This window comes from uncultured Shewanella sp. (genome assembly GCF_947501225.1).
Lineage (GTDB): Bacteria > Pseudomonadota > Gammaproteobacteria > Enterobacterales > Shewanellaceae > Shewanella.
Window position 1 is genome coordinate 300,781 of sequence record NZ_CANMUW010000003.1, and the last position, 25,064, is coordinate 325,844.

A 25,064-nucleotide genomic window follows, 5' to 3' on the forward strand; every position below is an offset into this window, starting at 1 on the left:
AAACAGGAGGTGGAAAATTTAAATTTTGTGTTTTTGTTGTGTAGTTAGAAGATCCCCGTTAAGAGCATTTATTGGTTTCGGCGATTTGAGTAAGGTTGTGGCTACGAGTTTATCAAATTGTAACTCTTGCTCGTGATTCGAAATTGACAGCGACTGCAGATAGCGCTGGTTGGGTGTGAGATGGTGGTGAAATGGACAAATTAACACTGTTATCGGAGGGGCAGACTGCCAGGAGCAGGCCTCTGGCCGAGAGTATTCTCAATAATATAAAGCTTCCTATAGCCGAACATGGGTTTGGTGGTTTCTGGTTTCAGGGCGTTGCCAATAGCGCCCATCGGGACTACCTGCAGAACAGTCGAAAGAGCCTGCTGACGAGAAGAGTGCTACGAAGCCGTGGTGGTGTGTTTGCTTCTTCACCTAAGGTTAAGCAGTTACACGAACAATACGTGACACGTGTCGCGCCCACAGATATTAACTTTGGTGAAGCCTTGCGGCTCGAGTCTCCCTATTGCTATGTTCTGTGCGAAAATGGCCAGCCGAATAAGGCCAAAAAACTGTTTAATCGTCATGGGGTCAATACCGTCTTGAGTTGGCCGTTAAAACACTTTGCATCGGAAGCCTGGAGCGGGCGTTTTACCCTGTTGTCTAAATATCCGCAGAGTGAATTAAAGCTGATCGGTTTAGAGGAGACTCTGAAACAGGCTCAGATGAGCCTGTTTGAACATTTTCATAATGAGATAAATCCATATCGTCAAAATAACCTGTTTAATCAAACCGCGATCAAGGCACTGAAAATGGCGGCGACAGGGCTACACAACCATGAGATCTCACAGGAGCTTCATATCACTGTTCGGGGGGTAGAATATCACCTCGAGTCCATGAGAAATAAGTTGTCGGCCAGTAACAGGGCTAATTTGGTCCATATTGCACATCAGTTGGAAATTATATAGCGCATGTTAGTTCTCCTCGTCGAAGATAATCGCCTGTTGGCCAAGAATATTATTCACTATCTGGAGTTAAATGAGATCGAGTGTGATTATGCCGAGACTCTCGCTCAGGCCGAGCAGGCAATATTCAGTCGTACCTTCGATGCGATAATTCTCGATCTGAACCTGCCGGATGGCGATGGCATCAGTGCATGTAAAAAGTGGAAAGAGCAGTGCATTATCTCACCCATCATCATGCTGACGGCGCGGAGTAACCTGCAGGATAGGCTATCCGGCTTCGAGGTCGGGGCCGATGATTATCTGGTGAAACCCTTTGCCATGGCTGAGTTGGTTGCGCGTCTCAGGGTGGTATCTCAGCGGCGCCCGTCTCCCAAATTACTCTCAATCGGGGAACTCGAGTTAGACTTTGCCGGACATCATGCACACAGGCAGGGTCAGCCGTTGACGCTGTCCCGCACCGGTTGGCAGATCCTCTCTCTGCTGGCACGTAGGAGTCCTGAGATCGTCGAGCGGGAGGAGATCGAACGCCTGTTATGGCCCGATAGTTTGCCCGATAGCGATAGCCTGCGCAGCCATATTCACCTGCTGCGCAGAGTGGTCGATAAACCATTCGGGCAGAAGCTTATCCATACTATCCGGGGAGTAGGCTTATGCCTGAAGGTAGATACCGATGAAGCCTAAGCTCAGTTTAAAGCGTGTCTATCAGGTCTATGGTCTCTGCTTTCTGGCGATAACCTTGATCATCAATAGCTTCATTCCGCTGTGCATGATGTGTACCGGCATGTTCAGCATGCATGAAATTACCATGCGTAATGCGGCTCAGGCGGCAGAGCTCTATACCAGCCCGAGAAATAATGCATTTCAAACAGACAATATCACGGTATTCACCAGTTGGGATTCGGTGCCGGATCGAGTGAAGGCGATTAACGGCGGCGTAGCTCCCGGTGAGCCGCAAAACGTGAAGCATCAGCATACAAACGGTAAGTTTATCGATGCCCTGATGTTGCATCAGGGGAAAGATGGTCAACAGAGCTATGTGTGGCTACATTACAATGCCACACACGACCTTGAGTTTGCACCGAAAAACATGGCTGCCATCTGCCTGCTGGTGATCATGACATTTACCGTGAATGCCATTCTGGCCTGGTATCTACAGAGCCGGGTGATCTCGCCGGTTCACCAAATCAGCCGGGCGATAAAACAGCATGACTGGCAGAAGATGCAGCAGCTTCGTTTTCCTAAGCAGTGCTATGCCGAACTGCAGTCGATAGTCGATGCGCTGGACAGCTCCATTAAACAGCTCAAGGAGGCGCAGCAGCGTGAGCTCTCCTTCCTGCGATTTGCCAGTCATGAGCTCAGGACGCCAATCGCCATATGTCAGTCCTCATTCGATATTCTGACCCTGGAACAGGGGCACCTGACTGGGCCAACTCTACATGCCAGCCAGGCAACGACTCAGATGAAGTCGATCACCGAGACGCTGCTTTGGCTGATGAGTTCTGATTGTAGTCCGATGGATAGCAGTAATGTGAAGCTGTCTAACCTGCTGAACCGTATCGTCTACGATCAGAAATATGCCCAGGGGAGTGATGTACCGGTCGAGCTAAAGTGCGATGAGACTGAGTTGTTCGTGCTCAAGGAGCCGCTGACCATAGTGCTGAATAACTTAGTGCGTAACAGCTTAGAGCATGGCGCTAAAGGCATCTCCATAGTGCAGTCAGGTAACAGGATCGATATCGTCAACCCGCTGTCCAAGCATAACTCCAGTGGCTTCGGGCTGGGCTTGATGTTGGTCGAAAGGCTGGCTAAGCAGCTTAATTGGCACTATTCAATCAGTAATGACCACGACTCCTTCAGGGCTACGCTTATCATACGGCCCACATGAGTTGCGGCATATCTTGATTTTAACAGTTTGCATGCGGGCAGGGAGTGCCCGCTATGGTGAAAAATGGATGCTTATATCCTTGCCGGCACTCTCCTTTCGGCTACTCTTTTTAGTGGCTGCCTCGCTTTTCATAAACCGACTGATTTCATCGGGAGCGCATTAATTCGCTCTGTTAACGCAAATTACTGTCAAAATATAGCTATTTTCTCAGTGGGTGATTTATTTGTTTTATTCTTAACTTTATGGTTATTTATATTTTGACGTTATTTTCACAATGCTGTTTTTAATATATTTTTATTTTTGACGTTATTTTCACATTGATAGTGTTTGTGGGGTGTATGTTATTAAGTTTTATGACCATTTTACTTCTCTAATCCACACACTTTGAATTACCTGAAATTATTACAGGAGCTGGCTCACAAAGAATGTTTTTTATTTCTTTATCCTATATTGGAATCTTGAAATTAAGGAATACTTTAATGAAAAAGCAACTTGTCACAGCATTGGCCGCCTTAGTGGTGGCACCTGCAATGTCTGCAACCTCGGTCGACTTGGGATACAAGGCCCATACCTCGGATACTAAGTCTGATAACGGCGGGGCATATGACCAACCTTTTCTTAAATTAACACATTTCAATAAAGCCGATTGGGGCACACTGCTGGCTTATGTAAAGCTTGAAAACCCGGGTGAGGTGAAAGAGGCTCAACATGGTAAAGACGGCAAGCTTACAGTTAAGTCACTGCTTATCGTCGATAAGCAGATTGGTGATACAAGCTATAACCTGTGGGGACAGAACTTCCTCGTCTCAAACCGTACAGTTATGGAAGACAACCTGTATCTGGGGGTGACCACCAACCGTAAGTATGGCGATCTCTTCATTAACGCCGGTGTAGGTCTGAACTACTCTGCAGCTCATTTCGATCCAACCGGTGCCAGCTTTGACGGCATCAGTGGTTATGCAGCGGTGATCAACGCCCGCTACCCCTTCTCGGCACTGGGACTTAAGCACTCTCTGTCTGTCAACTATGAGGGGCAGATCGACCGTGATGAAGACCATATGAGCACCCTAGGTTATGACAACTATGGTCACCAGATCATCACTACGTTAAAGACAAGTATGACTGACTCTTTCTACACCAAGTTGCATATGACTCATTTCGATAGCTGGGGCGCGGCGCCTAATGATGGCATCGAGTACGGCGTTGCAGTCGGTTTTACTTTCTAATATCAGATTGAGCTAACAGGAATAACAAAGTGATTAAAAAGACAATTATTGCCAGCGCAATCGTGGCACTGGTCATGGGCTGCTCGGTAAAAGAGGCGGAGCAGATAACCAAGAGCGAAGGTTCTGCATTCGGTAAACATGGAGAGATTCAAGTTCAAACCGAGACTAAAAATGGTCAGCTGGTCGATATCAGCGTTCTGAAGCAGAATGAAAACAAGGTGTTGGCGGCATCGGTATTTACCGAGATGAAAGATGCGATGATCGCCAATAACAGTACCGAGGTCGATGGTATCAGTGGTGCGACAATTACCAGTGGCGCATTTAAAGAGGCGGTTGAGAGCTCTCTTGCTGCGGCGGGTGTGACCTTAGTTGCCGGGATGGCCAAGAGCAGTGATAAGTCCAAAGATCTGCTTGCCACTGAACAGAACTTCGATGTGGTGGTCATAGGTTCAGGTGGTGCAGGTTTCAGCGCCGCTATCACGGCTAAAAATGCCGGTGCCAATGTCGTCATTATCGAGAAGATGCCGACAGTCGGCGGTAACAGCCTGATCACCGGTGGTCAGATGAACGTGCCGGGTAACTGGGTTCAGAAGAAGATGGGCATCGAAGACGATATCGATCTGTTTGTTAAAGATACCCTTAAGGGGGGCGACTATCTGGGCGATCCAGAGATGGTACAGATCCTGGCAGAGCAGGCACTGCCGGCCGCTGAGTGGCTGAGGGACTATATCAAGGTCGATTTTTATAAAGATCAGCTATTTCAGTTCGGTGGTCACAGCGTTAAACGTGCTTTGATCCCACGTAACCATACCGGTGCCGAGTGGATCAGCAAGTTTATGGCAAAAACCGATGAGCTACAGATCCCTATTCACACCCGCACTACCGCAACGGCGCTGATTAAAGATCAGAATGGGCGCGTGATCGGTGTCGAAGCGGAGAAGAATGGCCGGAAGATCATCTATAACGCCGAGCGTGGTGTGATCATGGCAACCGGCGGTTTCGGTGCTAACGTGGCGATGCGTACCAAGTATGTACCTGAGCTGGATAGTCGCTATGGTACCACTAACGCTCGCGGTATCATGGGTGATGGCATCGTGATGGCTGAGAAGCTAAACGCCAAGACCCATAACATGGAGTCTATTCAGACCTATCCTATCTGTCATATCGATACCGGTGTGATCTCTCTGATTGCCGACTCCCGTTTCTTCGGAGCCATCGTTGTCAACAAGGAAGGTCATCGTTTCGTCGAAGAGCTTGAGCGTCGTGACGTTATCAGTCGGGCAATTCTGGCTCAGACCGATCAGCAGGCTTATGTACTTTGGGGTGGTGAGATTGAAGATGTTGCCGGTGTTGTCGGTGTTCATAAGGATGAGTTCGGCGAGCTTAACCGTAAGGGCATGATGTACAAGGCTGATTCAATAGAAGAGTTGGCGGGTAAGTTTGGTATCGATGAGAAGGCATTGATGGCTCAGGTTGGCCGCGTCAATCAGTTCGCTAAAGCGGGTGATGATAAAGAGTTTAATCATCGTGGCGGGCTGAAGACTATCATGAAGCCTCCATTCTATATGCTGGTTGCCAAGCCATCTGTTCACCACACTATGGGTGGCCTGATGACAGATACCCATACCCGTGTATTGGATACTGAAGGTAAGGTGATTGCCGGTCTGTACGCCGCAGGTGAAGTTACCGGTATGACCCATGGCTCTAACCGCCTGGGCGGTAACGCTATCACAGACATTACCGTGTTTGGCCGAATCGCAGGTAAAGAAGCCGCGGCACAGTAACTGTTAGTGTGTGCTAAAGGATATTATGCCGATCACTGAGGTGATCGGCATTTTTATCTGTGATGAGACTCGTTTTGAACTTGCTTAAGAGCTTCACTATGAAACTTCTGATGTTCTGTTTAATGCCGTTTCTGTTTGCTTCCCAGGCATGGGCGCATATCAATATCGAGCAGATAACCGGTAATACGATGGGCACCACCTACACCATACAGCTGCGCCTGCAAGATACGCCTGCGACCAAGCAGGAGATTAAGGCACAGGTGGAGCAGGAGCTGGAGAGTGTGAACGCCTCCCTGTCGGTTTACCGTAAAGATTCCGAAATATCCGAATTTAACTTAAACGATACAGGCAGGGCTATTGCGGTATCTGAGCGTCTTTGGGATGTGCTGCAGGTCTCTAAGCGGGTATCGAGACAAACCTATGGTGCGCTGGATGTGACCCTGGGGCCGGTGATCGAATTTTGGGGTTTTGGTGTTAAGCCCAGAGCGTTGCAGGGCAAAGATCGTGGTCAGCTGGAACTGGCTCGGTCGAAAACGGGCATGGATGGATTCACCCTGGACTCGCAAGCGGTCACAAAGGTGATTAGGGGACTGGAGATCAATCCTTCGGCCGTGGCGAAAGGCTATGGTGTAGATCGCGTCGCTGAGGTGCTCGATGGCGCGGGTGTGGTTAATTATCTGGTAGAGATTGGCGGGGAGGTGCGGACTCGCGGAGTCGGTGTCAGGGGCAGGGATTGGAGAGTTGCCGTGACCAGGCCACAGAAATTCAGCCTTGAGATACAGGAGCTTATTAATCTTAAAGGGATCTCCATGGCCACCTCGGGTAACTATGTGAACTATATCCGCAGCGATGACAGACGACTGAGCCACATCATCGACCCTGAAACGGGGATACCGGTCGAAAATAGTGTGCTATCGGCGACCGTGCTTCATCCTCGATGTGCCGTAGCCGATGGTTTTGCTACCGCCATGATGGTCTTAAGTGTGGAGCGCTCTATGCAGGTTGCCGATGAACTCGGGCTGGCGGTCATGTTGATCGAGCAGACATCATCGGGCCTGAAGACCCACTTCAGTGACGCCATCTTCCCGTATCTTATTAACGGTGAGTGAGCACTTACAATAGCTGTTTATGAGGAGAGGTTAGATGGAGTTTGAGAGAACAATGCGCATGATAGTTGCCCTGAGCGCGCTCGTGCTCTTGGTATGCAGTTTGACTTTGGCTCTGCTTACGATATGAATGCCGGTAACAAGACAGAGGCTGGTAGCTCGGCATAGAGCCTTTCTCTCAAGGCTCTTTATGGTCATGGTGCCGGCTTATCATGAGTCTATAGCTATCTCTTGCGCCAATGGCGCAGTTTGGACATTTTAGTACGCAGCTCTCGATCGGTGATATGTTCTAATTCATCCCAGCCGCGCCTGGCTATCGCCTCAAGTTGTAACTTGGCACCCAGGTGGATATCACTTATTCCGACCTGTATCTCTGTTTGGCCGGTGGAGAGGCGGTTGCCTGTTGCCGAGGATATTTGATAAATCTCTTTCGCCTCTTTACCTTTTACTTCCAGATTCCTGATGATTTTATCTTCACCTCTCGGCATGAACATCGACTCCATTGATGGTAAATATATTTGCTATGTAATTTGAGATAAAACCTTGTGACATTATTTAGAATGCTTTAAATATAAATGTTTAATCTATATTTGGAGTTTTATCTTAAGATCGCTGTATGCAATCTGATAGATTAATAAACGTGGTTGAGCTTGCTTATTACTCTTGATTATATATCAGATGGGCAAGGTTAGGTATTTTATAGGTGTTAGTATTTCTAATAAGGTTATTAAGCTCAGCTTATAATTTGATATTTATTGTCCGCTTTAAATGATTAAAAAGTCTTGTCACTTTTTTCTGGAGGAGTGCAGGAGGGAGCACTCTACTATCGCCCTCTATCGTTCCCGTCTCAGTGCTACCATCAACTTGTTATTAACTCTTGGTCAATTTGGTCCATGTCGACGATCTATCCTGGAAACTTGGCGACAGATGTGGCAAAAAACAGATAAACCACTTGCCCCCGAGGTGTTAATCGCAATAATTGCCCGTCTTGCCGGATAATCTTCTGTCATCGCTTATTGTGTATCACACTAACTGTCGGGAATTTTTATGATATTAAAAATCAGCTTTGTTCGCTTAATGGCGATCCTTACCTTGCTTATGTCGGGTCCACTTATTGCCGATGATCTTTCAACTTTCGATGGGATGAGTGGTCAGTTGAGCATTGCCGGCGGTACCGCGCATATTCCGGTGATGAAGAGGGCTGCACGTAAGATCATGGGGCATAACTCAAATATTCGCATCACCATCGCAGGTGGGGGCTCAGGCGTCGGCGTACAGCAGGTGGCCAAGGAGCTGGTGGATATAGGTAATACCGGACGCGCCTTAAAAAACAAGGAGATGAGCTTAGGATTGAAGTCATACCCCTTCGCTATCGATGGTGTCGCCGTGATCCTGCATCCGGAGAACCCGGTCGATGATCTCAGTCAGCAGCAGATCATCGATATTTACCAGGGAAAAATCACCAACTGGCGCGAGCTGGGCGGGCAAGACAGACAGATACATCTGTTTAGCCGTGACGAGGCGAGCGGTACCCGCTCTGTGTTCACCAAGAAGCTACTAAATGGTGCGCAGCTTGCTGCAAGCGCTAATATAGTGCCATCCAATGGTGCGATGAAAACAGCTGTGTCTCAGGACTTTGGTGCAATAGGCTATAGTAGTGTCGGGTATATCGATGAGATGGTAAAAGCGCCGGCTTACAATCATATTTTGCCCAGCCAGGAGGCTTGTGCTTCAGGGGAGTACCCAGTGGTACGCCGCTTATATATGAATACAAAAGGAACGCCTAACAGTCTGACCCAGGCATTTATCGATTATATCTATAGCAAGCAAGGGGCAGAACATATTCAGGCATCGGGTTATATTGCACTGCAGGGAGCTGTTCACTGATCTCCTGAGCTCGCCCTCGATGCAAAATCTTAGCCATACGCTCAAGCAAAACAGCTGGATGCAGGGCTTGCTGATGATCTTAGTCGTCATCAGTGGCTTGCTGCTGCTTTCGGTTTTCTGTTTCCTGATCTGGTTCTCTCTACCAATATTCTTAACTGAAACCAGCGGGGTCTTCAATTTGCGCTGGCAACCGGAACAGGGGCATTTCGGCATATTGGCCATGGTCTGCGGCACTCTGTTACTGGCCCTTATTTCAGCTGCTGTCGCCTTTGTTATCGCCATTGGGCTCAATAGCTTCTGCCTGTTATCCCGTCGGCGCTACCTGGTTGCGATAGTGCAATCCCTGCTTAAGTTTATGGCCGCGATACCGACCGTGGTTTATGGATTAGCGGCGCTTTTTCTACTCCTGCCCCTGCTGCGTAACGGCTTGCAGCTGGGCTCAGGGTACAGCCTGTTTGCCGCTATCTGCATGTTGGTGCTGCTTATTCTACCCGTTATCTGTGTCATGTTGGATAACATTACCGCGCCGTTATGGCAGCAATATGCACTGGGCGCTCAGGCGCTGGGGGTTAGCCCCGAGCAAACTTATGTGCATGTGATTTTACCCCGTTGCAGGGTCAACATCTGTGGCGCGGCGTTGCTCGGGTTTAACCGGGCTATCGGAGATACTATGCTGCCTTTGATGCTGGCAGGTAATGCCACGCAGTTGCCTTCAGGCGTTTTCGATGCGATTCGAAGCCTGACCGCGCATATCGCCTTGGTGATCGCGACCGATCAAGGTAGTGAAGTCTATAACTCACTGTTTGCCGCCGGCATGCTGCTGTTAATATGTAGTGCTTGTATCTGCTTGCTATCACGTCATCTTGTGGGGCGACACCAGTTGGTGCAGTCGAGATGAGCCGTCTTATAGGTTATTGGGGCAAGCTGTGTGCCCTTGCGTTAATGAGTGTCATGATGACTCTGATAGGTTTCATCATGTTCAAGGCTCTGCCGACGTTAGAGCTTCGACTCTTCTTCGGTGATACGCCGCCACTTGCCGCAGTGCTTGGCCGACAACCCGTATGGGAGGGAATATGGCCCGCCTGTGTAGGTACGCTTACCGTGGTTTTTTCTGCGGTAACTCTGGCTTCGTTGCCAGGAGTTGCCAGCGGTATCTGGCTCGCTGGTGCGCCGGACAAGCCCGCTCAGAAACTGTTTAGCCTGGCCGTCGATATTCTGGCCGGGATCCCATCCATCCTGATGGGCTTGTTTGGCTTTAGCCTGATTTTAATTCTGCGCAGCAGCTTCTTTCCCGAGGCTAATGCGAGCCTGCTGCTTGCGGCGAGCTGTCTGGCTCTGCTGATCCTCCCCTATATTGCCTGCGCGACGCAAAACGCCTTGATCAGCTTGCCAAAGCAGCTGACTGTCACGGGAGCCGCCTTAGGGATGACCCAGTGGCAAATCACTTATCGTCTGCTGCTGCCGCAAGCGGGGAGGGGAATAATGAGTGGACTCATGCTGGCGATAGGCAGGGCGGCTGAAGATACCGCCGTGATAATGTTAACCGGCGCCGTTGCAAATGCGGGATTACCCGCTGGATTACTGCAGCGATTCGAAGCCCTGCCATTCACCATTTTTTACTACAGTGCCCAGTATCAATCTAAGCAGGAACTCAGCATGGCTTTCGGCGCAGCATTAGTCCTGCTTACGCTGACCAGCGTTATCTTTACCCTGCTCGCCGCACTTGTGAGGCGCCCTAACCTTAGTATGTTTAGAGTGGCCAGTGGCCATTTAAGGAGTGTAAGTGTCAGATGATGTGAGAGATCCGCAAGGTGATCTAATTGGACACATGCGGGGAGTCACTATTCGTTTTGCCGCTAAAACCGTACTCAGGGATGTGAATATACGGTTGCACAAGGGACAGTTACATATGTTGAGCGGTCCCTCAGGCTGTGGCAAGACGACCCTGTTGCGGGCATTGAACAGGCTTAACGACTGTTTCGACAAGCATGAGGTGAACGGCAATATCTGTCTGAAGTTGTCAGCAGGTGAGATCGATGTCAATCAGCTTGCCGATAAACAGCTGCCTCTGCTGCGCCGCAAGGTCGGCATGGTATTTCAAAACCCTAACCTGTTACCGGGTAGCATCATAGAGAACCTGACATTGCCGCTTAAGGTCGTGGCGGGATTAGATTCGACTCGAGCCATGGCACGCTGTGAGGAGGTGTTGATGCAGGTGAGGTTATGGGATGAGGTCAAGGAGAGACTCAATGCCGATGCCACCTCGCTATCCGGCGGCCAGCAGCAAAGGTTATGCCTGGCCAGAACCTTAGTACTTGAGCCTGAGATACTGCTGCTGGATGAACCTACCGCTTCTCTCGATCCATATAATACCGAGGTGATAGAGCAGTTGTTGGCGTCATTGAAGCAGCAGTACACCATGGTGATGGTGTCACACTGTCCCGCCCAGACTAAGCGGCTGGCGGATAAGAGCTTCAAGCTGGAGCGGCAGCAGGTTATCAGTGAGTAGTTTCCTCCTCTCAAGCCAACATCTGCAATTAAGCTTATCCAATAGGTTTACCACCGAAACAATTAACCATCAGTGATCGTGTATCATAGGTGGTTTTTTATTATCTGAAGTACGCTTTCTGAAGTATATGATTGTCGCCTGATTAAGTAACACAAATTGCCCTGTCCGCCGATGCGACACTTAACATCAGTCACGAACTCTTTATCGAGCTCGTCATAGGTAGTGCCGGGTTATCGGACCTGCTGTTTTCCGGTGAGATGAGTATTGAGGGAAGTAAGCTCGGGCTGGTAAATTTTCTTACCTTGCTGGATAAGCCTGAAGGTGTGTTTAATATCGTGACGCCCTAGCTTCACATCGATGAGCCCATCATCTACCGGGCTCATCTTGTTCATTTAACCCTCTACTCTTTAACCATTAACCTTTGATTCTTAATCGATCTTAAGGGCAACGATCTTAAGTGGGTGGTTACCGTCAAAGGAGGGGAAGTCTTCATGGCAATTAATCCAGCTATGGCCGGTTACCGTTCGTCCCTGTTTTTCGACGCAACGAACCAGTGCATTAAACCAGCTTTCGCGTTCGACCTTAGCCACATTGTTGCAACAGACTATGGTGCCCCCCCTCTTAGTGGTTAACAGCGCCGGCTTGAACAGGCTCTGATAATCGTTGATCAGATCCACTATCCCGAATGGGCTCTTGGCAAAACGTGGTGGATCGAGAAAGACCAGATCGAATTGGGTCGCCGGAAGCTTAGGGTAGGCGGGAAGCTTCTGGTTACGTCGTCCACCGACTTTGAGGCCGGCGAGTTGGCGTAGTGCCGGGAATGCATCGCTCTGAATGAACTCACAGACCTGGCTGACACCGTTGAGCTCGGCGTTTTTCCTGCCCGCTGCCAGTGCGAATGAGGAGAAGTCTACGTTGACGACTCGCTTGGCGCCGCCGACTGCCGCCGCTGTACCTATGCCGCAGGTATATGAGAATAGGTTGAGTACCGTCTTGTCCCTGCTGTTAGCCTTAACAAATTCACGACCGACTCGCATATCCAGAAACAGCAGCGGGTCTTGCCCTTCGTGGCGCAGTTTAGTGGTGAACTTGATGCCGTTTTCCTGCATCACCTGATCCGATTGGGCGAAGCTCTCTGTTTCAGCATCCAGGCTATTGAGCACGCGAGAGTTTTTGTTCGAGCGATCGTTATAGACGATTGGCAGTTCGGCTAACTGCAAGAGTGAGGTTCGGAGCTGCTTGAGCTCATCTTCGCTCAGTGTTTGATGAAAGGTCTGAATCAGCCAAGCATCGCCATACCTGTCGATATTTAAGCCATTAACCCCCTCGACCGTACCATGGAATACCCGGAAGCAGTCGGTATTGTCAGCCTTAAATCGGGCTAAGAGGTCTTGACGCTTTTCTAAAGCGTTGGCGAGTAGTGATGGAATCGACATGGTCATAATGCTCGTATTAACTGCCGAAGATAGCCGGCAAGTACTAAATTTGCGCGCATGATAGCAAACATCAGACGATAAATAACCTAGACTCGTTATCGGGGGCTAATTCCCCTCACCTTTTTGACAGCTTACCGTGCTTAGGCCGTTTAGCAGTGAGCACAGAGAATATGAAGAGTAGACCGGATGAAAATAGTACTGGTACATGGGATCTTCAATACAGGCAGTGTGCTTTACTGGATGAAACGCCAGTTAGAAGCGCAGGGGTATGAGTGTTTCACGCCGACTATTGCACCGCTCGATGGTCGCCACGGCATCGAATATGCCAGTGCGAGCCTCAAGCAGCAGATAGAGGCGCGCTTCGGTGATAAGGAGCCGATCAGCCTGGTAGGTTTCAGTATGGGAGGGATCGTCGTTCGCCACTACCTGCAGATGCTCGGCGGCGCCGGGCGCACGGTAAACTTTTTTACCCTGTCGACACCCCATAGAGGCAGCTACTGGGCCTATCTTCCCTATCCGTCGAAGGGGATGAGGCAGCTCAGGCCCGGGAGCAAGCTGTTGCGAACTCTCGATGCCAACGATGCCAGCCTGGAGGGGGTCAATGTGTTTTCATACTGGACGCCGATAGATTTCACCATAGTGCCCAGCTCCAGCTCTTTCTGGCCGGTTGCTGAGAATAAAAAATTCTTTATCCTGCTGCACCTGTCGGTCATCTTCAGCCGAAAAATCGTTAACGAGATCCTGGGGCAACTCAATCAGAGTTAAATGCCGTTAACCATAGCTGGCAAGAGCAACTTTCTCCAGCCATTACCTCCTCCAGCCATTAGTTGTGCCGTCTGTGGGTAAATACCCTCAGGCTGGGCAAGGCCTCCAGCGAGCAGAGAAGTAGTCCTGTCCAGATCAGCGCAAAACTTATCGCCTTTACCTGATCGAAGTGCTCATTGAACAGGAGTACGGCTAACAGGAAGTGCATGCTGGGTTCGATATATTGCATCAGGCCTATCATAGACAGGCTGGTGCGGCTGATGGCTAAGGCGAAGAAGATTAGCGGTAACAGGGTAACCGGCGCCGTCCCCATATAGAGCAGCAGTTGTGACAGTTCACCATTGATCGCAACGCTCTGATCTGAACTCCATAACCAAATGATGTAGAGCGCCGCAAACGGCATTAACAGCATGGCTTCTAAGGTCACCGATGTCAGCGAGTCGAAACGGATAAACTTCTTACACAGCCCATATAGGGCAAAAAATCCCCCCATGCTAAGCGCCAGCCAGGGCAGCTCACCATAGCTGTATACCATGTAGCCGATACCAGCCACCCCCAGCATGACGGCCGCTTTCTGAGCCGGGGTGAGCCTATCTTTGAGAAAGAGTACGCCTAGTCCGATGGCGAAGAGGGGGTTGATAAAGAAGCCCAAACTTGCCGCTAACACCTGGCCGTGGGTGATAGCCCAGGTGAAACTATACCAGGAGACGCACATGATAAGTGTTGCCAACCCGCACAGCGCGAGGGAGCGTTTATCGGATAACACCTGCTTCAGTGTCGGCATTTTGCGACGCAACAGCACAAAGACCAATGCCATAAAGGGCACGGAGAAGAGAATGCGAAATGCCAGCATCTCATTGATAACTGCGCCGGGGATGAATTGATAGTAGAGCGGCATCAAGCCCCATAGAAGGAATGAAAGAGCCGCGAGGGAGTTACCCTGAACAGATGAGTGAACTTGACCGATAGGAGTAGATTGCATATGCCAGCTGTTTGAGATGAATTAAGGTCGTAAAACGCGGCAATTCTCTCATTGAATCGAGCGAGGGGATGTGAGGCAGATCACTCAAATATATCGACTCTTTCCGGAAACCTGTTTATTTAATTGCAGTGTAAACAGTGTGTTGGTGAGATTTGGGGAGAAGGTTACCCAAAGGTTTACCCCCTGTGGTGATATTATCTGCATCATCGAAAGCCTATTGGGGCCCGCTTAGTTTGTAACAGTCCGTTAACCGAGCTTCCATTTCTCTTCAGAGTCGATAGATTATACCGATTGGTATTAGTCGTTAGTTATATTTCTATATTCATGATTGAAAGGGAGTCGGCAATTAATGGGAAGTATGGGAAAAGGATTTACAGAGCGGGCTCTGGTGATTGCGGTGGGTCTGACCTCTCTGCTGAGTTCTCTGGGGGCTATTGCCGCCGATGGAGATGAGCCGGTCACTATTGAGGAGCATGCCATTCAGGCGCCGTTTAAACTGACTCACCCTGTGCTTCCGGTCGACCTTCTTGCCGAAGAGGGGAAGGAGCTTGTCACCTTTGGCGTGGATGATAATCGACAAAAGTGGTTAGGGATATACAGATTAAACACAGAGAATCAACGTTATAGCCTATATCAGAAGTTACTGCTGCCACCTTCGTTTTACTCTTTCGATATCAGCGATGAGAGTGACGATAGCCGGAAGAAACAGGCTCTCTACTTTCTCTCGAGTGAGCATCTGGTTCAGTATGTGCCGGAAAACAGTGCCGCCCCCTTCAAAGTCATCGCTCAGATCCGCTCAATTACCTTGAAAAAACGCCCGGATTTCATCAGTCGTGGAGAGTTTGTACGGGACCTTAATGGCGATAAACGTGCCGATATTCTGATCAGCGATTTTACTCAGGTCAGGCTGCTTATCGCCAGAGAGGGAGGCGAATTTGAAGATCAGACCCTGCCTATCACCCCGCAGGTTAATGTGGACAACCGTGGCGCAGAATATATCGAATCTACCCTCTATGTCAGCGATGCCGATTTCGATGGACGTGAGGATATCATCAAGATTGCCGAAGGTGAGTTAGAGGTATATTCACAGGATGATACCGGTATGTTTAACCCCGTGCCCGGCTATATCCCCGTCAGGCAAGCTATCAGTGGTGTCGATTGGTGGAACAAGCGTGATGCCTTCGGTGAGCCGTTAGATCAAAGCTCACTGGTATACAGGAAGGTGGAGGAGGTCAGGGATGTTAACAGGGACGGTATTACCGATCTTGTCCTCAGGTACACCAAGAGCTCGGGGGTACTCGACAGGGTCAACGATTATGAGCTGTTTCTCGGTGAAAACCGGCAGGGTAAGCTGGTATTTCCGGCTAAGGCGAGCAGTGTTGTGCGCGCCGAGGGGACGTTGACGGATCTTGAGTTTATCGATATCGATAATGATGACAAGCTCGAGGTGATGGTGGCAGGTTTCGATATCGGGTTATCACAGATCATCGGCGCGCTGGTATCGGGGAGTATCGATCAGGATGTCCATCTGTTTAAGATGGACAGTAACAATCACTTCCCCGCCAAACCCAATGTAACCCAGGAGGTCGAGCTCAGCTTTAGCCTGACCTCGGGTCAGAGTGGCAGTCCTGTCGTTGAGCTTGCCGATATCAACGGTGATGAGTTACAGGACCTCCTGCTCTCAGACGGTACAGACAGATTAAAGATATTTCTGGGGGCTCGAGACGGCAAACTGTTTGAGAGTCGCAGCGAGCAGTTTGATACCCTATTGCCACAGGAGGGAGGCATGCTGTCCAGTGATGATCTCAATGGCGATGGTAAAGACGACCTCTTGATTAAGTTCGGACGTCAGGACGACGATAAGTTATTAAACCAATTTAAGGTACTCATCTCCCGTTAGCGGATATGTAAAGGGCTTTGGTCACTGACTGTTGAGCCCTTTAGACTGCGGTGCAGGACAAGAAACAGAACCGTCGGGTTAACAAATAGCAGCGCCGTGAGGCGCTGTTTCAGCCCGGATTTACTTTTCCATTCTCTTTATCACAAATCTATAAGTTTCATTACCCTCTATTACTCTCCCTTACAGTTCTTGACGCTCGTTATTGGTCATAAGTAACAACCAGGTAAATGGTTATAACAATTGGTGAACAGAGGGAGTTTATTTTGAAAACATCTTTTTTATGGCAGACACTCATCCTATCAGGTGCGTTGCTGGGGATGACAGGGTGTAGCAGTGATGATGAGGACACTACGTCAGATGCGAGCTATATTCAGTTTTATAACGCTTCGCCTAACAGCACGGCGGCCCGGCTTTCGATGGATGAATATGAGTATACCGGTGTGGATTTCGCCGACTCCATGGCGAGGTACTCCTACACTACGGGAAGTGTGGAGTTGGCCATTATCGGAAATGATGAGCACGGGGATGATCTGACCATCTATGAACAGAGTCTGGAGATGGTAGATGGTGAAGAGCACCTGTTCATGCTGGTGGGTGATTACCACTCTCCCGAGTTTTGGGATATTAGTTATCAAAGAGGGGAGATGGATGAACTGAACAGCGATGAGGATGAGGATTACAGCAAGATGCAACTCCTGGTTGCCCATGCAGCGATGAATAGTGCGGGGTTCGATGTCTATATCGGCATAGAAGGGAGAGAGTTTATCGATGCAACCTTGCTGGGCGAGGTGAACTATAAGGAGTACTCCGACTCTGTGATATTCGACACGGGAGACTATACCCTCTACCTGACTGAGCCCGGCTCCAGAGAACCGATTTACACGACGGCGAATATGTCTCTATCGACTAATACCGTCTATAAGTTAATTATCCGGGAGAGCTTCGGGCCCGGAACTCCCGGCATCACCATAGACAGTGTCGACTCAACCTCGACGCCTGTAAACTACGCCAATATCGATGCCCATGCCGAGTTCAGGGTGTTTAACGGCCTGAGTGAGCAGGGGAGTATCGACGTAGAGATGACGAGTCATTCAAGTGCCATTGAGCTTGCTGGTATCGCAGTGGGTCAGGTCTCAGAGTTCAGAGAGATAGCGTTCGATGATTACGGGGTGAGTATTGAGGCTAGCGACTCGGCAGAGGTGCTCGCGAATAACCTTCTGGTGACCTTTAATCAGGATGAAAGTCGCTCCATCTTTGTCTATCAGGATGAGGAGGGAGGGGTGAAAGGGATGACCTTTACCCAAGATCTCAGACCCAGGGCATTCGAGTATCAGATGAACTTCGCAAACCTGGTGCACGAGTTCGAGGATCTTACCGTATATTTCGTCCGCTCCAGTGAAACCATAGAGTCGGCTGAGTATAAGCTGGATGATGTCGACTTCGCCGAGTTGAATGCGCTGACCATACCGTCAGGGGAGTATGAGATAAGTGTCGTTCAGCAAGATGACAGTGATAACCTGACCCTGCTCTACCAGTCCGAGCTGCTCACGCTGGAGGGAGGAGGGCATTACTCTATGGCCCTGATCAAGGATAGTACTATGTCGTTAGGATATAAGCTGTCTCTGTTTCAATAGGGATTAGAAGCCGTCGCTGCTGAGGCAGAGTATTTGCTCTGCTTTTTTGTTGCCCCCTTACTCTTAAACTTTTTCCGCCTCAGTGGAGTTACGCATCAGGTTGAGCAGCAGGGGGCTGGCGAGCAGGTCTTGCCTCTGCAAAGAGAAGGAGACGTAAGCATACCGTTTGCCGTTATATCTGGCACCATCTAGTCTGTCGGTGAGTCGCTCTCCGGTGGCAATCTGAACACCGGTCAGAAAGTCCATCAGCTTGATCCCTATGTCAGATCTTGCCCGGTAACCTAAGCCCAGAGTCAGCGGGTTCTCTATCAGGCTCAGCAACAGGTGTGTAAGGTAGTCCTCGGCAATGTGTCGTCCTCCAAGGTAAGCGCTGAGTATGTAACTCGAAGCCGCCTGCTTGCTATCGACCAGGTATGCAGGTGTGAGCTCAGTATCTTCCATCTGACCCGTAAGCAACGAGTTTAAGGTTTCAGGACTGACCCTTACCATTATGATATGACCGATGAGCACGCCGTCGACCTGATAGAAGGTCACCTCGGTAGAGGGGTGTTCGACCAGCTCAGTGATAAAGCCCGGCTGCCAGCATTCACGCTGGCGAGTGAGGTTACTATGGTAGTGAGTGACCCAGCGTATCATCTGCGCGGCATTATCGGCGTGCTTGTTGACCTTATCGAAGCTGAAATTGTCGCTGGAGATGTAGGGGTGTGCCCCCATCACATGGTTGTAACTGGTTTGCTGATCCAGCATCTTCTGAAAAGCCGAGATAGAGGGGAGCTGTTTTAACTCAAATTCTGGATTAGATAGCAGCAGATGAGGTTCATCTGCAAAATATTCCATCAAGGCTATCTGACGCCGTATGTTGGGACTGACCTTGCCTCGCTCCCAGCGGCTGATCGCCAGAGAATCGATATCGGCGAACAGCTCGCCATAGGCCTGTAACTCGAGTGCCAACCCCTCTTGTGAGAGCCCTCTTTGAGTTCGTCTATTTATGAGGTAATCATCTATTCCTGAAAATTGATCCCTGCTCATATCTCTTCCTTGTTTTTCACATCAGAAACCGCTGCCGCTACTAGGCATGAGCTAATTTTTTTTTCGCTGTCATGCCCTGATACAAATTTAATCAATCTGATTAAATAGCCTTACTGACTCACTGATAATGTACCGCTTTTTACTGAGGAACACACTATGAAAAACATGAGAAAAACCTTACTTGCAGCCCTGTGCGTTTCACTCCTGAGTGGCTGTGCGAGTACCAATGACGGTGAGCAGGATCGCAATCGTGGATTGAAAACAGGTGCAGCCGGTGGTGCCATCTTAGGGTTAGCCTTAGGCGCTGCAGCAGGTGATGCCAGCCTGGCTGCTAAGGGGGCTATGGTTGGTGCTGCGGCTGGTGGTGCAGCAGGTGCCGCGGCGGATTATCAAAATGACAGGGAAGATCACCGCAATGCAAACGGCAGCAAGAACATCAACATTAATGGCTTAGGGAATGGCACAACGCCAAATGCGCCACAGCTGAGCGGTGTGCCACAGAGCTGGGACAGACTGAATGACTTTTCCGGAGATTGGCAGATCAATGTCTGGGCATTGCTTGATGACGGAAACCGCATCGAGGCCACCGGCATGGCGAAGGGAAGTCTGGCTAAGACCACAGTGGCTCAGCTGCAGTTTGAGCAGCTCAATGTCGATGGCGTTGCCCATGAGCTAACCGGCCAGATCCAACTTGGCTATACTCCGGCAGGCGGCTATAGCCTGGAGACAGATTTCAGCAACAATGAAATGATGCGCTTCTCCGGTGAATTTCAGGGCAGTAGTCAAAGATACAGTTACTACCCGGTCGGTGTAGAGGGGCAGACCCTTTCCGGTGATGAGCGTAACAATATGCGAGTCGAGCTACGCTTTGCCGGCAAAGATGTGTTCCTTGTCGATACCTATACTCAGGTAAAGGGCACCGAAGTGCAGATACAATCTTACCGTTTTACCCGTCAGGGATAAGAGCCGGATGGCGTCTGTCGATACCGAAGAGAAACGAGCCCATTGACTCGTTTCTCTCTTTCCGCTATTGGTTAAATTCGAGTGTTGCGATACATCCCGTGTGCGCAGCCGGTGATAGTGTAAACTGCCAGTCGTAGCGCTGACACAGGGCATCGATGATCAGCAGGCCCAGTCCGTGTCCCTTGGTGGACTGCTCTGACTCGTTGAGCCCGCTGCCATGATCGGTGACCTTGATCTGGTCATGGGCCACATCTATGACTATCACGCCGGATTCGCTGGCATTGATGGCGTTGTTGAGCAGGTTAATCAGCAGCATTCGCAGTACCGACTCACTCGGCTGTATCTTAGGCTCACACTGCATATTCAGGGTTATTGTCAGGCCTTTGCTGTCTGCCAGGGGGTGTACATACTCAATGATATGTTCAATCTCAGCTCTGGTTATCACCCTCAACCCCGCATCCTCTTTGGCTTGCTCCTGTTTTACAAGACTCAGCAGTGCCTCAATCGTATGCTGCATATCTGTCGCAGCCTTGGCTATCCTTTCTCTCTGCCGTGACTGATATTCGGGATCAGTTTTCTGTTTGAGTAACCAGGTCGCACCCCGGATGACGGTTAGTGGCGTTCTCAACTCGTGGCTGGCATATCGGGCGAAGGCCTGCTCCTGGCGAATCAATTTCTCATTTTGTTGACGATAACTGTTCAGGCTATCCGCCAACTCGTTAAACTCAGTGGCTGAATCACGGGGGACAGAGAAGTGGGCATTGGGATCTGTGGATTTCAGCTGCTGACTCAATTGGGTTACCGGCGTTATCAGCCTGCGGGTGACCTTGATAATGGCGAAGCCGAACAGTAAAAAAAGCACCAACATGACGACAAGCGATATCAGGTTTATGTTGCGCCACTCCGTGGGAGATAGCTCCACATGTTCGGCATTCATGATGAGCAGCAGAGGGAAGCGTTTACCCTCATGGGTGTACTCGGTGCGGTAAAGGAAGAGATCTTCGAAGCCGCCATCGTGGATCTCATCGAGAAAGCCTAAGGGGTATTGAGTTAATGCCAAATATTTATTGGGTAGATCTTCGATTCGATTGTATGCGCGGATGGTGGTTGTGATGATCAAGGGGGAGCTGGCTCCATGCTTAAACTGCACTATGGCCGTTCCGGCACTATTTTGTAGTGTCCTGCTATTTAGCTCATCTTCCAGCCAGTAGAGCATCGCCTGACTAAATACAAAGAGGGTGGCACCGACGACAACAGCAATAGAAGCAAAGTAGATACTAAGCTTACTGGTCATGGTGTTGACGGGACTTTTTTTTCCGGGCTTTCTCATCAGTTATTCGTTAGCTCAAGTTTAAAACCAATTTTCGGCACAGTGATGAGAATCGGGGTGTCGAAGGGTTTATCGAGTTGATTGCGCAGTTGATACATATGGCTGCGTAAAATGTCATTACCCGGTGGAGTGTCGCCCCAAAGCTCCTCGATAAGCTCCTCGCGTTTAACGATATTGGGGGCCCTATGCATGAGGTAGTGCAGAATTTGGTAGCAGGCCGGGGTGAGTGCGAGTTTTTTACCATCGCGATAAACCAGGTGTTTAGCGGTATCGAGCTCCAGAGAACCAAACTTGAGCACCCCCTGAGCGACCTTTCCCTGATGTCGGTTAATTAAGGCTGTGACCCTGGCATTGAGCACGTCCAGATCGAAGGGTTTGGCCAGGTAGTCGTCGGCGCCTGAGGCAAAGCCATTTAGCAGATCTTGTTTATCATCCAGTGCCGTTAACATGAGGATCGGTGTCGTGCAGCCCACATGCCTGAGTTGCCTGGCGACGGTTAATCCATCCATCTTAGGTAACATCAGATCCAGAATTATCAGGTCGAAGTTCCCTTCGAGTGCCAGCTTATAGCCGAGCTCACCATTCGCTGCGAAATCGACGTCGGCGCCCTGAGCCTCAAAAAAGTCGGCCAGTATGCCTGCCACATCCGGGCTGTCTTCGACGATGAGTAGTTGTGTTAAAGCCATCTGCTTCTCTGGTTCACTGTAGGAGTTAATTATTACACAAATTTGTAGAAGAAATGTCGATGATAATTAATTCACAGGGTTAGCTGTATGTTTGCCTCAGTTTTTGTTTATTGAAGGTTTCTAACTATGGCAAAACCAGAGTCCAACCAGCGCGGTGATGGTCAGATCTGTCTCTCTATTCTTATTCCTGTTTACAATGAGGCCGAGGTGCTTCGGCCACTGATCTCCCGTTTAAGTAAGGTGTTATCGGCCATCCCCGAGTCCAGTGAAATCGTGTTTATCGATGATGGCAGTTGCGATAATACCTGGGAGTTGCTGCAGCGGTTACCCGTCACATCCAGTGAGCATCAATGTATTCGTCTGAGCAGAAACTTTGGCAAAGAGGCGGCGATGACGGCGGGGTTAGAGCAGGCTAGAGGCTTGGCGGTTATCTTGCTCGATGCCGATCTTCAGGACCCGCCGGAGCTGATCCCACAGATGCTTGAGGCTTGGAGAGAGGGATTCGATGTCGTCAATATGAAACGAAGAAAACGTTTGGGGGAGTCATGGTTCAAGCGTTTCTCCGCCGCGGCGTTTTACCGGGTCATTAACGCTATGGCTGAGTCTCCGGTGCCGGAGAATGTCGGAGACTTCAGGCTGATAAGCCGTCAGGTTGTAGACAGCATCAATGCCCTGCCCGAAAGAAATCGGTTTATGAAAGGGATATTAAGCTGGCCGGGCTTTGCTCAGACCGAGATCCTGTTCGATCGTGACCCCCGCCACCTGGGAGAGACTAAATGGAACTACAGTAAGCTCATCGGCTTGGCTATGGATGGCATCACCTCTTTCAGTATAAAGCCTCTGCGTCTGGCGACATGGGCCGGGTTGCTCACCGCCCTGTCGGCTTTTTCCTATGGAGGCTGGGTCTTTTTGAAGACGGTTCTATGGGGAGAGACAGTGGCGGGATACCCCTCACTGATGATAGTTCAGGTCGCTCTCGCCGGTGTTCAGCTGCTGGCGCTGGGATTGATAGGTGAGTATTTAGGTAGGGTATTCATGGAGGTCAAGCAGAGGCCTGTCTATCTGATCAGCGAGGTGGAGCAGCAACACAGCAGCCGTCATGGTGTAAACCTTGGATTGAGCCTCAGTGAGTCGGGCGAGAACATTCGTTACCTGGAGCCGACACGATGATCGATAGATTGAAGTCCCTATCCCCAGCAGAGTACTCACTGGGAGTGTTAATCGCAGTATTATCTGTACGCCTGGTATCACTTGCCCTATATCCGCTGATGGATACCACAGAGGCGAGGTATGGTGAGATGGCCAGATTGATGGTGGAAACCGGCAACTGGCTTACGCCATTGTTTGATTACGGAGTACCTTTCTGGGGCAAACCGCCCCTGCATACCTGGATGAGCGCGGCCGGCATCGAACTATTCGGTATATCGGAGTTTGCGGTGCGCTTCCCCCACTGGTTGGCCGCCGTCGGGGTTTTAGCCCTGGCAGGATATTTTGCTAAACAGCTTCGGATGTCGGCGGTGCAGTTGGCTATTTTGCTCGCTACCACCTCTGTCTTCTATGTCAGCGCCGGTGCGGTTATGACCGATATGGCGCTCACCTTAGGCATGACGCTGGCCATGGTTGGTTTCTACCTCTGCTGGATGGGGCGGGGCGTTTGGGGTTATGCAGGCTTTGTTGGCTTAACCATCGGGCTGCTGGCAAAGGGGCCCGTAGTGCTGGTTCTGATGGGATTGGCCGTAGGCCCTTGGTTGCTATGGCAATATGGCCCGGTAAAGCCGTGGAAGTTACTCTGTCACAGAGTTCCTCTGTTATCCGGAGTCGCACTTATGTTGCTGCTCAGTCTGCCCTGGTACTTGATGGCCGAGCAGGCAACGCCGGGCTTCTTGCAGTACTTTATTGTCGGGGAGCATTGGCTGAGGTTTGTCGATAGCGGATGGCAGGGGGACCTGTATGGCTCGGCTCATGACGAAGTCAGGGGGACTATCTGGTTGTTCTTTGCCGTATCGGCCCTGCCTTGGTCTCTGTTTATTCCCAGGGCACTATGGCGTCTGTGGCAACCGGGATCGGGTTTCGATAAGCCGACTAAATTCTTTATCTGTTGGATGTTATCGCCGCTTATCCTGTTTACCTTCGCCGGAAATATCTTGCCAGCCTATGTATTGCCCGGCATCCCCGGCATGGGGCTGCTGTTAGCCTATGCATGGCGCGGTGAGAGGATACCTAAGCTCGAGCCCATAGCGCTTACTGTCAGCGTGTTAATACTGGTGGCCGTTGTCGTGATCAATCTCGGGCCGGTCAGGGAGAAGAGTGATAAGTGGTTGCTCGCTCAAAGAGCTCCGGCTCTTGCGACCTATTACTGGAAAGATAACCGTTTCTCATCGAGATTCTACAGCCTGGGAAAAGCCGGGCTGCTCGAGAGCGAGGAGGAGCTGAATAAGGCCGCAGCAGCGCCGTTTTACCTGGTCGTAAGAGATAAGAACCGGGACGACCTGAAACGCTTCTCTGAATGTATCGATACCGCTAAAACCGATGAAAAGAGTCTGCTTCTATGCGGCAGATAGCGCTTGTACTAAACAGAGTCAGTTCGCACCTGACTCTGACTCAGCTTAAGTTTTTAATGGTAGGAGGGGGGAGCTTTGTGGTCGATATGCTGCTGTTCCTCTACCTTTCTCAGCACCTGGCGTGGCCGATGGTGCAGGCCAGAGTGATGGCTTTTTTTGTGGCGCTGACACTGACCTGGATGGGAAACAGATTATTTACCTTCTCTGACCGAAAGAGGCGCCCCAAAGGAGAGCAGTTTGTGATGGCTGTTATTCTCGCCTGCGGTGCAGCCTCTGTTAATCTCGGCGTTTTTTATCTGCTGAGTGAACTGAGCAGGCCCACAGAAGTTACCGCCCCGATCTATCTGGCATCAGGCGTGTTGTCTGGGTTGGTGGTTAACTGGCTGGGGTCAAATTATCTGGTGTTTAGCAATTAAAATGGTATTGCTGGCAAT

The 25,064-nt window shown here is 50.1% G+C and carries 25 protein-coding genes; 19 read left to right on the forward strand and 6 right to left on the reverse strand.

Annotated elements, in window-relative coordinates; translation table 11 throughout:
- Window positions 1-191: 191 nt before the first annotated feature.
- From Q1B47_RS06845 to Q1B47_RS06870, 6 genes are all read left to right on the forward strand, one after another.
- Window positions 192-950, forward strand: a complete 759-nt coding sequence (locus Q1B47_RS06845; protein ID WP_299790684.1) for a response regulator transcription factor — start codon at window positions 192-194, stop codon at window positions 948-950.
- A 3-nt stretch (window positions 951-953) separates the two neighbouring features.
- Window positions 954-1,628, forward strand: a complete 675-nt coding sequence (locus Q1B47_RS06850; protein ID WP_299790687.1) for a response regulator transcription factor — start codon at window positions 954-956, stop codon at window positions 1,626-1,628.
- Complete coding sequence (locus Q1B47_RS06855; RefSeq protein WP_299790690.1) at window positions 1,618-2,832, forward strand: HAMP domain-containing sensor histidine kinase; 1,215 nt, start codon at window positions 1,618-1,620, stop codon at window positions 2,830-2,832. The genes Q1B47_RS06850 and Q1B47_RS06855 overlap by 11 nt, the downstream gene beginning before the upstream one ends.
- A gap of 479 nt (window positions 2,833-3,311) precedes the next feature.
- Window positions 3,312-4,058 (forward strand): outer membrane protein OmpK, encoded by a 747-nt coding sequence (locus tag Q1B47_RS06860; protein ID WP_299790693.1) that lies wholly within the window; start codon window positions 3,312-3,314, stop codon window positions 4,056-4,058.
- 29 nt (window positions 4,059-4,087) lie between these two features.
- Entirely contained in the window at window positions 4,088-5,842 is a 1,755-nt protein-coding gene (locus Q1B47_RS06865) for a flavocytochrome c (protein ID WP_299790696.1), read from the forward strand.
- A gap of 98 nt (window positions 5,843-5,940) precedes the next feature.
- A complete protein-coding gene (locus Q1B47_RS06870) occupies window positions 5,941-6,951 on the forward strand; it encodes an FAD:protein FMN transferase (RefSeq protein ID WP_299790699.1) in 1,011 nt (336 codons plus the stop codon).
- A 221-nt stretch (window positions 6,952-7,172) separates the two neighbouring features.
- On the opposite strand, the gene Q1B47_RS06875 is transcribed toward Q1B47_RS06870, so the two are convergent.
- Window positions 7,173-7,436: a hypothetical protein gene (locus Q1B47_RS06875; RefSeq protein ID WP_299790702.1), complete on the reverse strand. Its 264-nt coding sequence runs from the start codon at window positions 7,434-7,436 to the stop codon at window positions 7,173-7,175.
- Between the two features lie 280 nt (window positions 7,437-7,716).
- Here Q1B47_RS06875 and Q1B47_RS06880 point away from each other — a divergent pair, with 280 nt between their 5' ends.
- The 6 genes from Q1B47_RS06880 (at window position 7,717) to Q1B47_RS06905 (ending at window position 11,691) form a co-directional block, all read left to right on the forward strand.
- The gene (locus tag Q1B47_RS06880) at window positions 7,717-7,947 is read left to right on the forward strand and encodes a hypothetical protein (protein WP_299790705.1); all 231 of its coding nucleotides are present in this window, start codon (window positions 7,717-7,719) and stop codon (window positions 7,945-7,947) included.
- Between the two features lie 48 nt (window positions 7,948-7,995).
- Window positions 7,996-8,835, forward strand: coding sequence for a phosphate ABC transporter substrate-binding protein (locus Q1B47_RS06885; RefSeq protein ID WP_299790708.1), 840 nt, complete (start codon window positions 7,996-7,998; stop codon window positions 8,833-8,835).
- Between the two features lie 19 nt (window positions 8,836-8,854).
- Window positions 8,855-9,733 (forward strand): ABC transporter permease subunit, encoded by an 879-nt coding sequence (locus tag Q1B47_RS06890; RefSeq protein WP_299790710.1) that lies wholly within the window; start codon window positions 8,855-8,857, stop codon window positions 9,731-9,733.
- Window positions 9,730-10,629 carry an ABC transporter permease subunit gene (locus tag Q1B47_RS06895; protein ID WP_299790713.1) on the forward strand — a complete coding sequence of 300 codons (900 nt, stop codon included), beginning with the start codon at window positions 9,730-9,732 and terminating at the stop codon, window positions 10,627-10,629. Before Q1B47_RS06890 ends, Q1B47_RS06895 begins: the two co-directional genes overlap by 4 nt.
- Window positions 10,619-11,344: a phosphate ABC transporter ATP-binding protein gene (locus Q1B47_RS06900; RefSeq protein ID WP_299790716.1), complete on the forward strand. Its 726-nt coding sequence runs from the start codon at window positions 10,619-10,621 to the stop codon at window positions 11,342-11,344. Before Q1B47_RS06895 ends, Q1B47_RS06900 begins: the two co-directional genes overlap by 11 nt.
- Window positions 11,345-11,559: 215 nt before the next feature.
- Window positions 11,560-11,691, forward strand: coding sequence for an alkyl sulfatase C-terminal domain-containing protein (locus Q1B47_RS06905; RefSeq protein ID WP_299790990.1), 132 nt, complete (start codon window positions 11,560-11,562; stop codon window positions 11,689-11,691).
- Window positions 11,692-11,772: 81 nt separating this feature from the next.
- On the opposite strand, the gene Q1B47_RS06910 is transcribed toward Q1B47_RS06905, so the two are convergent.
- Window positions 11,773-12,780 (reverse strand): class I SAM-dependent methyltransferase, encoded by a 1,008-nt coding sequence (locus Q1B47_RS06910; RefSeq protein WP_299790719.1) that lies wholly within the window; start codon window positions 12,778-12,780, stop codon window positions 11,773-11,775.
- Between the two features lie 186 nt (window positions 12,781-12,966).
- On the opposite strand from Q1B47_RS06910, the gene Q1B47_RS06915 reads away from it, so the two are divergent.
- The gene (locus tag Q1B47_RS06915) at window positions 12,967-13,545 is read left to right on the forward strand and encodes a lipase (protein ID WP_299790722.1); all 579 of its coding nucleotides are present in this window, start codon (window positions 12,967-12,969) and stop codon (window positions 13,543-13,545) included.
- 58 nt (window positions 13,546-13,603) lie between these two features.
- On the opposite strand, the gene rarD is transcribed toward Q1B47_RS06915, so the two are convergent.
- Complete coding sequence (gene rarD, locus Q1B47_RS06920; RefSeq protein ID WP_299790725.1) at window positions 13,604-14,527, reverse strand: EamA family transporter RarD; 924 nt, start codon at window positions 14,525-14,527, stop codon at window positions 13,604-13,606.
- A gap of 349 nt (window positions 14,528-14,876) precedes the next feature.
- On the opposite strand from rarD, the gene Q1B47_RS06925 reads away from it, so the two are divergent.
- Both Q1B47_RS06925 and Q1B47_RS06930 read left to right on the forward strand, forming a co-directional pair.
- Window positions 14,877-16,427: a VCBS repeat-containing protein gene (locus Q1B47_RS06925; RefSeq protein ID WP_299790729.1), complete on the forward strand. Its 1,551-nt coding sequence runs from the start codon at window positions 14,877-14,879 to the stop codon at window positions 16,425-16,427.
- A gap of 263 nt (window positions 16,428-16,690) precedes the next feature.
- On the forward strand, window positions 16,691-18,061 hold the full coding sequence (locus Q1B47_RS06930) for a hypothetical protein (protein WP_299790732.1): 1,371 nt from the start codon (window positions 16,691-16,693) through the stop codon (window positions 18,059-18,061).
- 63 nt (window positions 18,062-18,124) lie between these two features.
- Here Q1B47_RS06930 and Q1B47_RS06935 read toward each other — a convergent pair whose 3' ends face one another.
- Window positions 18,125-19,090: a helix-turn-helix transcriptional regulator gene (locus Q1B47_RS06935; protein WP_299790735.1), complete on the reverse strand. Its 966-nt coding sequence runs from the start codon at window positions 19,088-19,090 to the stop codon at window positions 18,125-18,127.
- 156 nt (window positions 19,091-19,246) lie between these two features.
- On the opposite strand from Q1B47_RS06935, the gene Q1B47_RS06940 reads away from it, so the two are divergent.
- Window positions 19,247-20,053 carry a glycine zipper domain-containing protein gene (locus Q1B47_RS06940; protein ID WP_299790738.1) on the forward strand — a complete coding sequence of 269 codons (807 nt, stop codon included), beginning with the start codon at window positions 19,247-19,249 and terminating at the stop codon, window positions 20,051-20,053.
- Between the two features lie 64 nt (window positions 20,054-20,117).
- On the opposite strand, the gene Q1B47_RS06945 is transcribed toward Q1B47_RS06940, so the two are convergent.
- Both Q1B47_RS06945 and Q1B47_RS06950 read right to left on the reverse strand, forming a co-directional pair.
- Window positions 20,118-21,383, reverse strand: coding sequence for a HAMP domain-containing sensor histidine kinase (locus Q1B47_RS06945; protein ID WP_299790741.1), 1,266 nt, complete (start codon window positions 21,381-21,383; stop codon window positions 20,118-20,120).
- On the reverse strand, window positions 21,383-22,069 hold the full coding sequence (locus Q1B47_RS06950; protein WP_299790744.1) for a response regulator transcription factor: 687 nt from the start codon (window positions 22,067-22,069) through the stop codon (window positions 21,383-21,385). The genes Q1B47_RS06945 and Q1B47_RS06950 overlap by 1 nt, the downstream gene beginning before the upstream one ends.
- A 126-nt stretch (window positions 22,070-22,195) precedes the next feature.
- Here Q1B47_RS06950 and Q1B47_RS06955 point away from each other — a divergent pair, with 126 nt between their 5' ends.
- Genes Q1B47_RS06955 through Q1B47_RS06965 form a run of 3 tightly spaced genes read left to right on the forward strand, consistent with a single transcriptional unit; the run spans window position 22,196 to window position 25,046 of the window.
- Entirely contained in the window at window positions 22,196-23,239 is a 1,044-nt protein-coding gene (locus Q1B47_RS06955) for a glycosyltransferase family 2 protein (RefSeq protein WP_299790747.1), read from the forward strand.
- Window positions 23,236-24,630 (forward strand): glycosyltransferase family 39 protein, encoded by a 1,395-nt coding sequence (locus tag Q1B47_RS06960; protein WP_299790750.1) that lies wholly within the window; start codon window positions 23,236-23,238, stop codon window positions 24,628-24,630. Before Q1B47_RS06955 ends, Q1B47_RS06960 begins: the two co-directional genes overlap by 4 nt.
- The gene (locus Q1B47_RS06965; protein WP_299790753.1) at window positions 24,618-25,046 is read left to right on the forward strand and encodes a GtrA family protein; all 429 of its coding nucleotides are present in this window, start codon (window positions 24,618-24,620) and stop codon (window positions 25,044-25,046) included. Before Q1B47_RS06960 ends, Q1B47_RS06965 begins: the two co-directional genes overlap by 13 nt.
- Window positions 25,047-25,064 lie beyond the last annotated feature (18 nt).

What these genes read in the sequence shown, in the direction of transcription:
- rarD (WP_299790725.1), bottom strand. Translation starts at nt 14,527, where the DNA reads ATGCAATCTACTCCTATCGGTCAAGTTCACTCATCTGTTCAGGGTAAC.
- Q1B47_RS06850 (WP_299790687.1), top strand. Translation starts at nt 954, where the DNA reads ATGTTAGTTCTCCTCGTCGAAGATAATCGCCTGTTGGCCAAGAATATT.
- Q1B47_RS06880 (WP_299790705.1), top strand. Translation starts at nt 7,717, where the DNA reads ATGATTAAAAAGTCTTGTCACTTTTTTCTGGAGGAGTGCAGGAGGGAG.
- Q1B47_RS06925 (WP_299790729.1), top strand. Translation starts at nt 14,877, where the DNA reads ATGGGAAGTATGGGAAAAGGATTTACAGAGCGGGCTCTGGTGATTGCG.
- Q1B47_RS06940 (WP_299790738.1), top strand. Translation starts at nt 19,247, where the DNA reads ATGAAAAACATGAGAAAAACCTTACTTGCAGCCCTGTGCGTTTCACTC.
- Q1B47_RS06950 (WP_299790744.1), bottom strand. Translation starts at nt 22,069, where the DNA reads ATGGCTTTAACACAACTACTCATCGTCGAAGACAGCCCGGATGTGGCA.
- Q1B47_RS06915 (WP_299790722.1), top strand. Translation starts at nt 12,967, where the DNA reads ATGAAAATAGTACTGGTACATGGGATCTTCAATACAGGCAGTGTGCTT.
- Q1B47_RS06960 (WP_299790750.1), top strand. Translation starts at nt 23,236, where the DNA reads ATGATCGATAGATTGAAGTCCCTATCCCCAGCAGAGTACTCACTGGGA.
- Q1B47_RS06935 (WP_299790735.1), bottom strand. Translation starts at nt 19,090, where the DNA reads ATGAGCAGGGATCAATTTTCAGGAATAGATGATTACCTCATAAATAGA.
- Q1B47_RS06870 (WP_299790699.1), top strand. Translation starts at nt 5,941, where the DNA reads ATGAAACTTCTGATGTTCTGTTTAATGCCGTTTCTGTTTGCTTCCCAG.
- Q1B47_RS06845 (WP_299790684.1), top strand. Translation starts at nt 192, where the DNA reads ATGGACAAATTAACACTGTTATCGGAGGGGCAGACTGCCAGGAGCAGG.
- Q1B47_RS06855 (WP_299790690.1), top strand. Translation starts at nt 1,618, where the DNA reads ATGAAGCCTAAGCTCAGTTTAAAGCGTGTCTATCAGGTCTATGGTCTC.
- Q1B47_RS06860 (WP_299790693.1), top strand. Translation starts at nt 3,312, where the DNA reads ATGAAAAAGCAACTTGTCACAGCATTGGCCGCCTTAGTGGTGGCACCT.
- Q1B47_RS06955 (WP_299790747.1), top strand. Translation starts at nt 22,196, where the DNA reads ATGGCAAAACCAGAGTCCAACCAGCGCGGTGATGGTCAGATCTGTCTC.
- Q1B47_RS06875 (WP_299790702.1), bottom strand. Translation starts at nt 7,436, where the DNA reads ATGCCGAGAGGTGAAGATAAAATCATCAGGAATCTGGAAGTAAAAGGT.
- Q1B47_RS06890 (WP_299790710.1), top strand. Translation starts at nt 8,855, where the DNA reads ATGCAAAATCTTAGCCATACGCTCAAGCAAAACAGCTGGATGCAGGGC.
- Q1B47_RS06945 (WP_299790741.1), bottom strand. Translation starts at nt 21,383, where the DNA reads ATGAGAAAGCCCGGAAAAAAAAGTCCCGTCAACACCATGACCAGTAAG.
- Q1B47_RS06895 (WP_299790713.1), top strand. Translation starts at nt 9,730, where the DNA reads ATGAGCCGTCTTATAGGTTATTGGGGCAAGCTGTGTGCCCTTGCGTTA.
- Q1B47_RS06885 (WP_299790708.1), top strand. Translation starts at nt 7,996, where the DNA reads ATGATATTAAAAATCAGCTTTGTTCGCTTAATGGCGATCCTTACCTTG.
- Q1B47_RS06965 (WP_299790753.1), top strand. Translation starts at nt 24,618, where the DNA reads ATGCGGCAGATAGCGCTTGTACTAAACAGAGTCAGTTCGCACCTGACT.
- Q1B47_RS06910 (WP_299790719.1), bottom strand. Translation starts at nt 12,780, where the DNA reads ATGTCGATTCCATCACTACTCGCCAACGCTTTAGAAAAGCGTCAAGAC.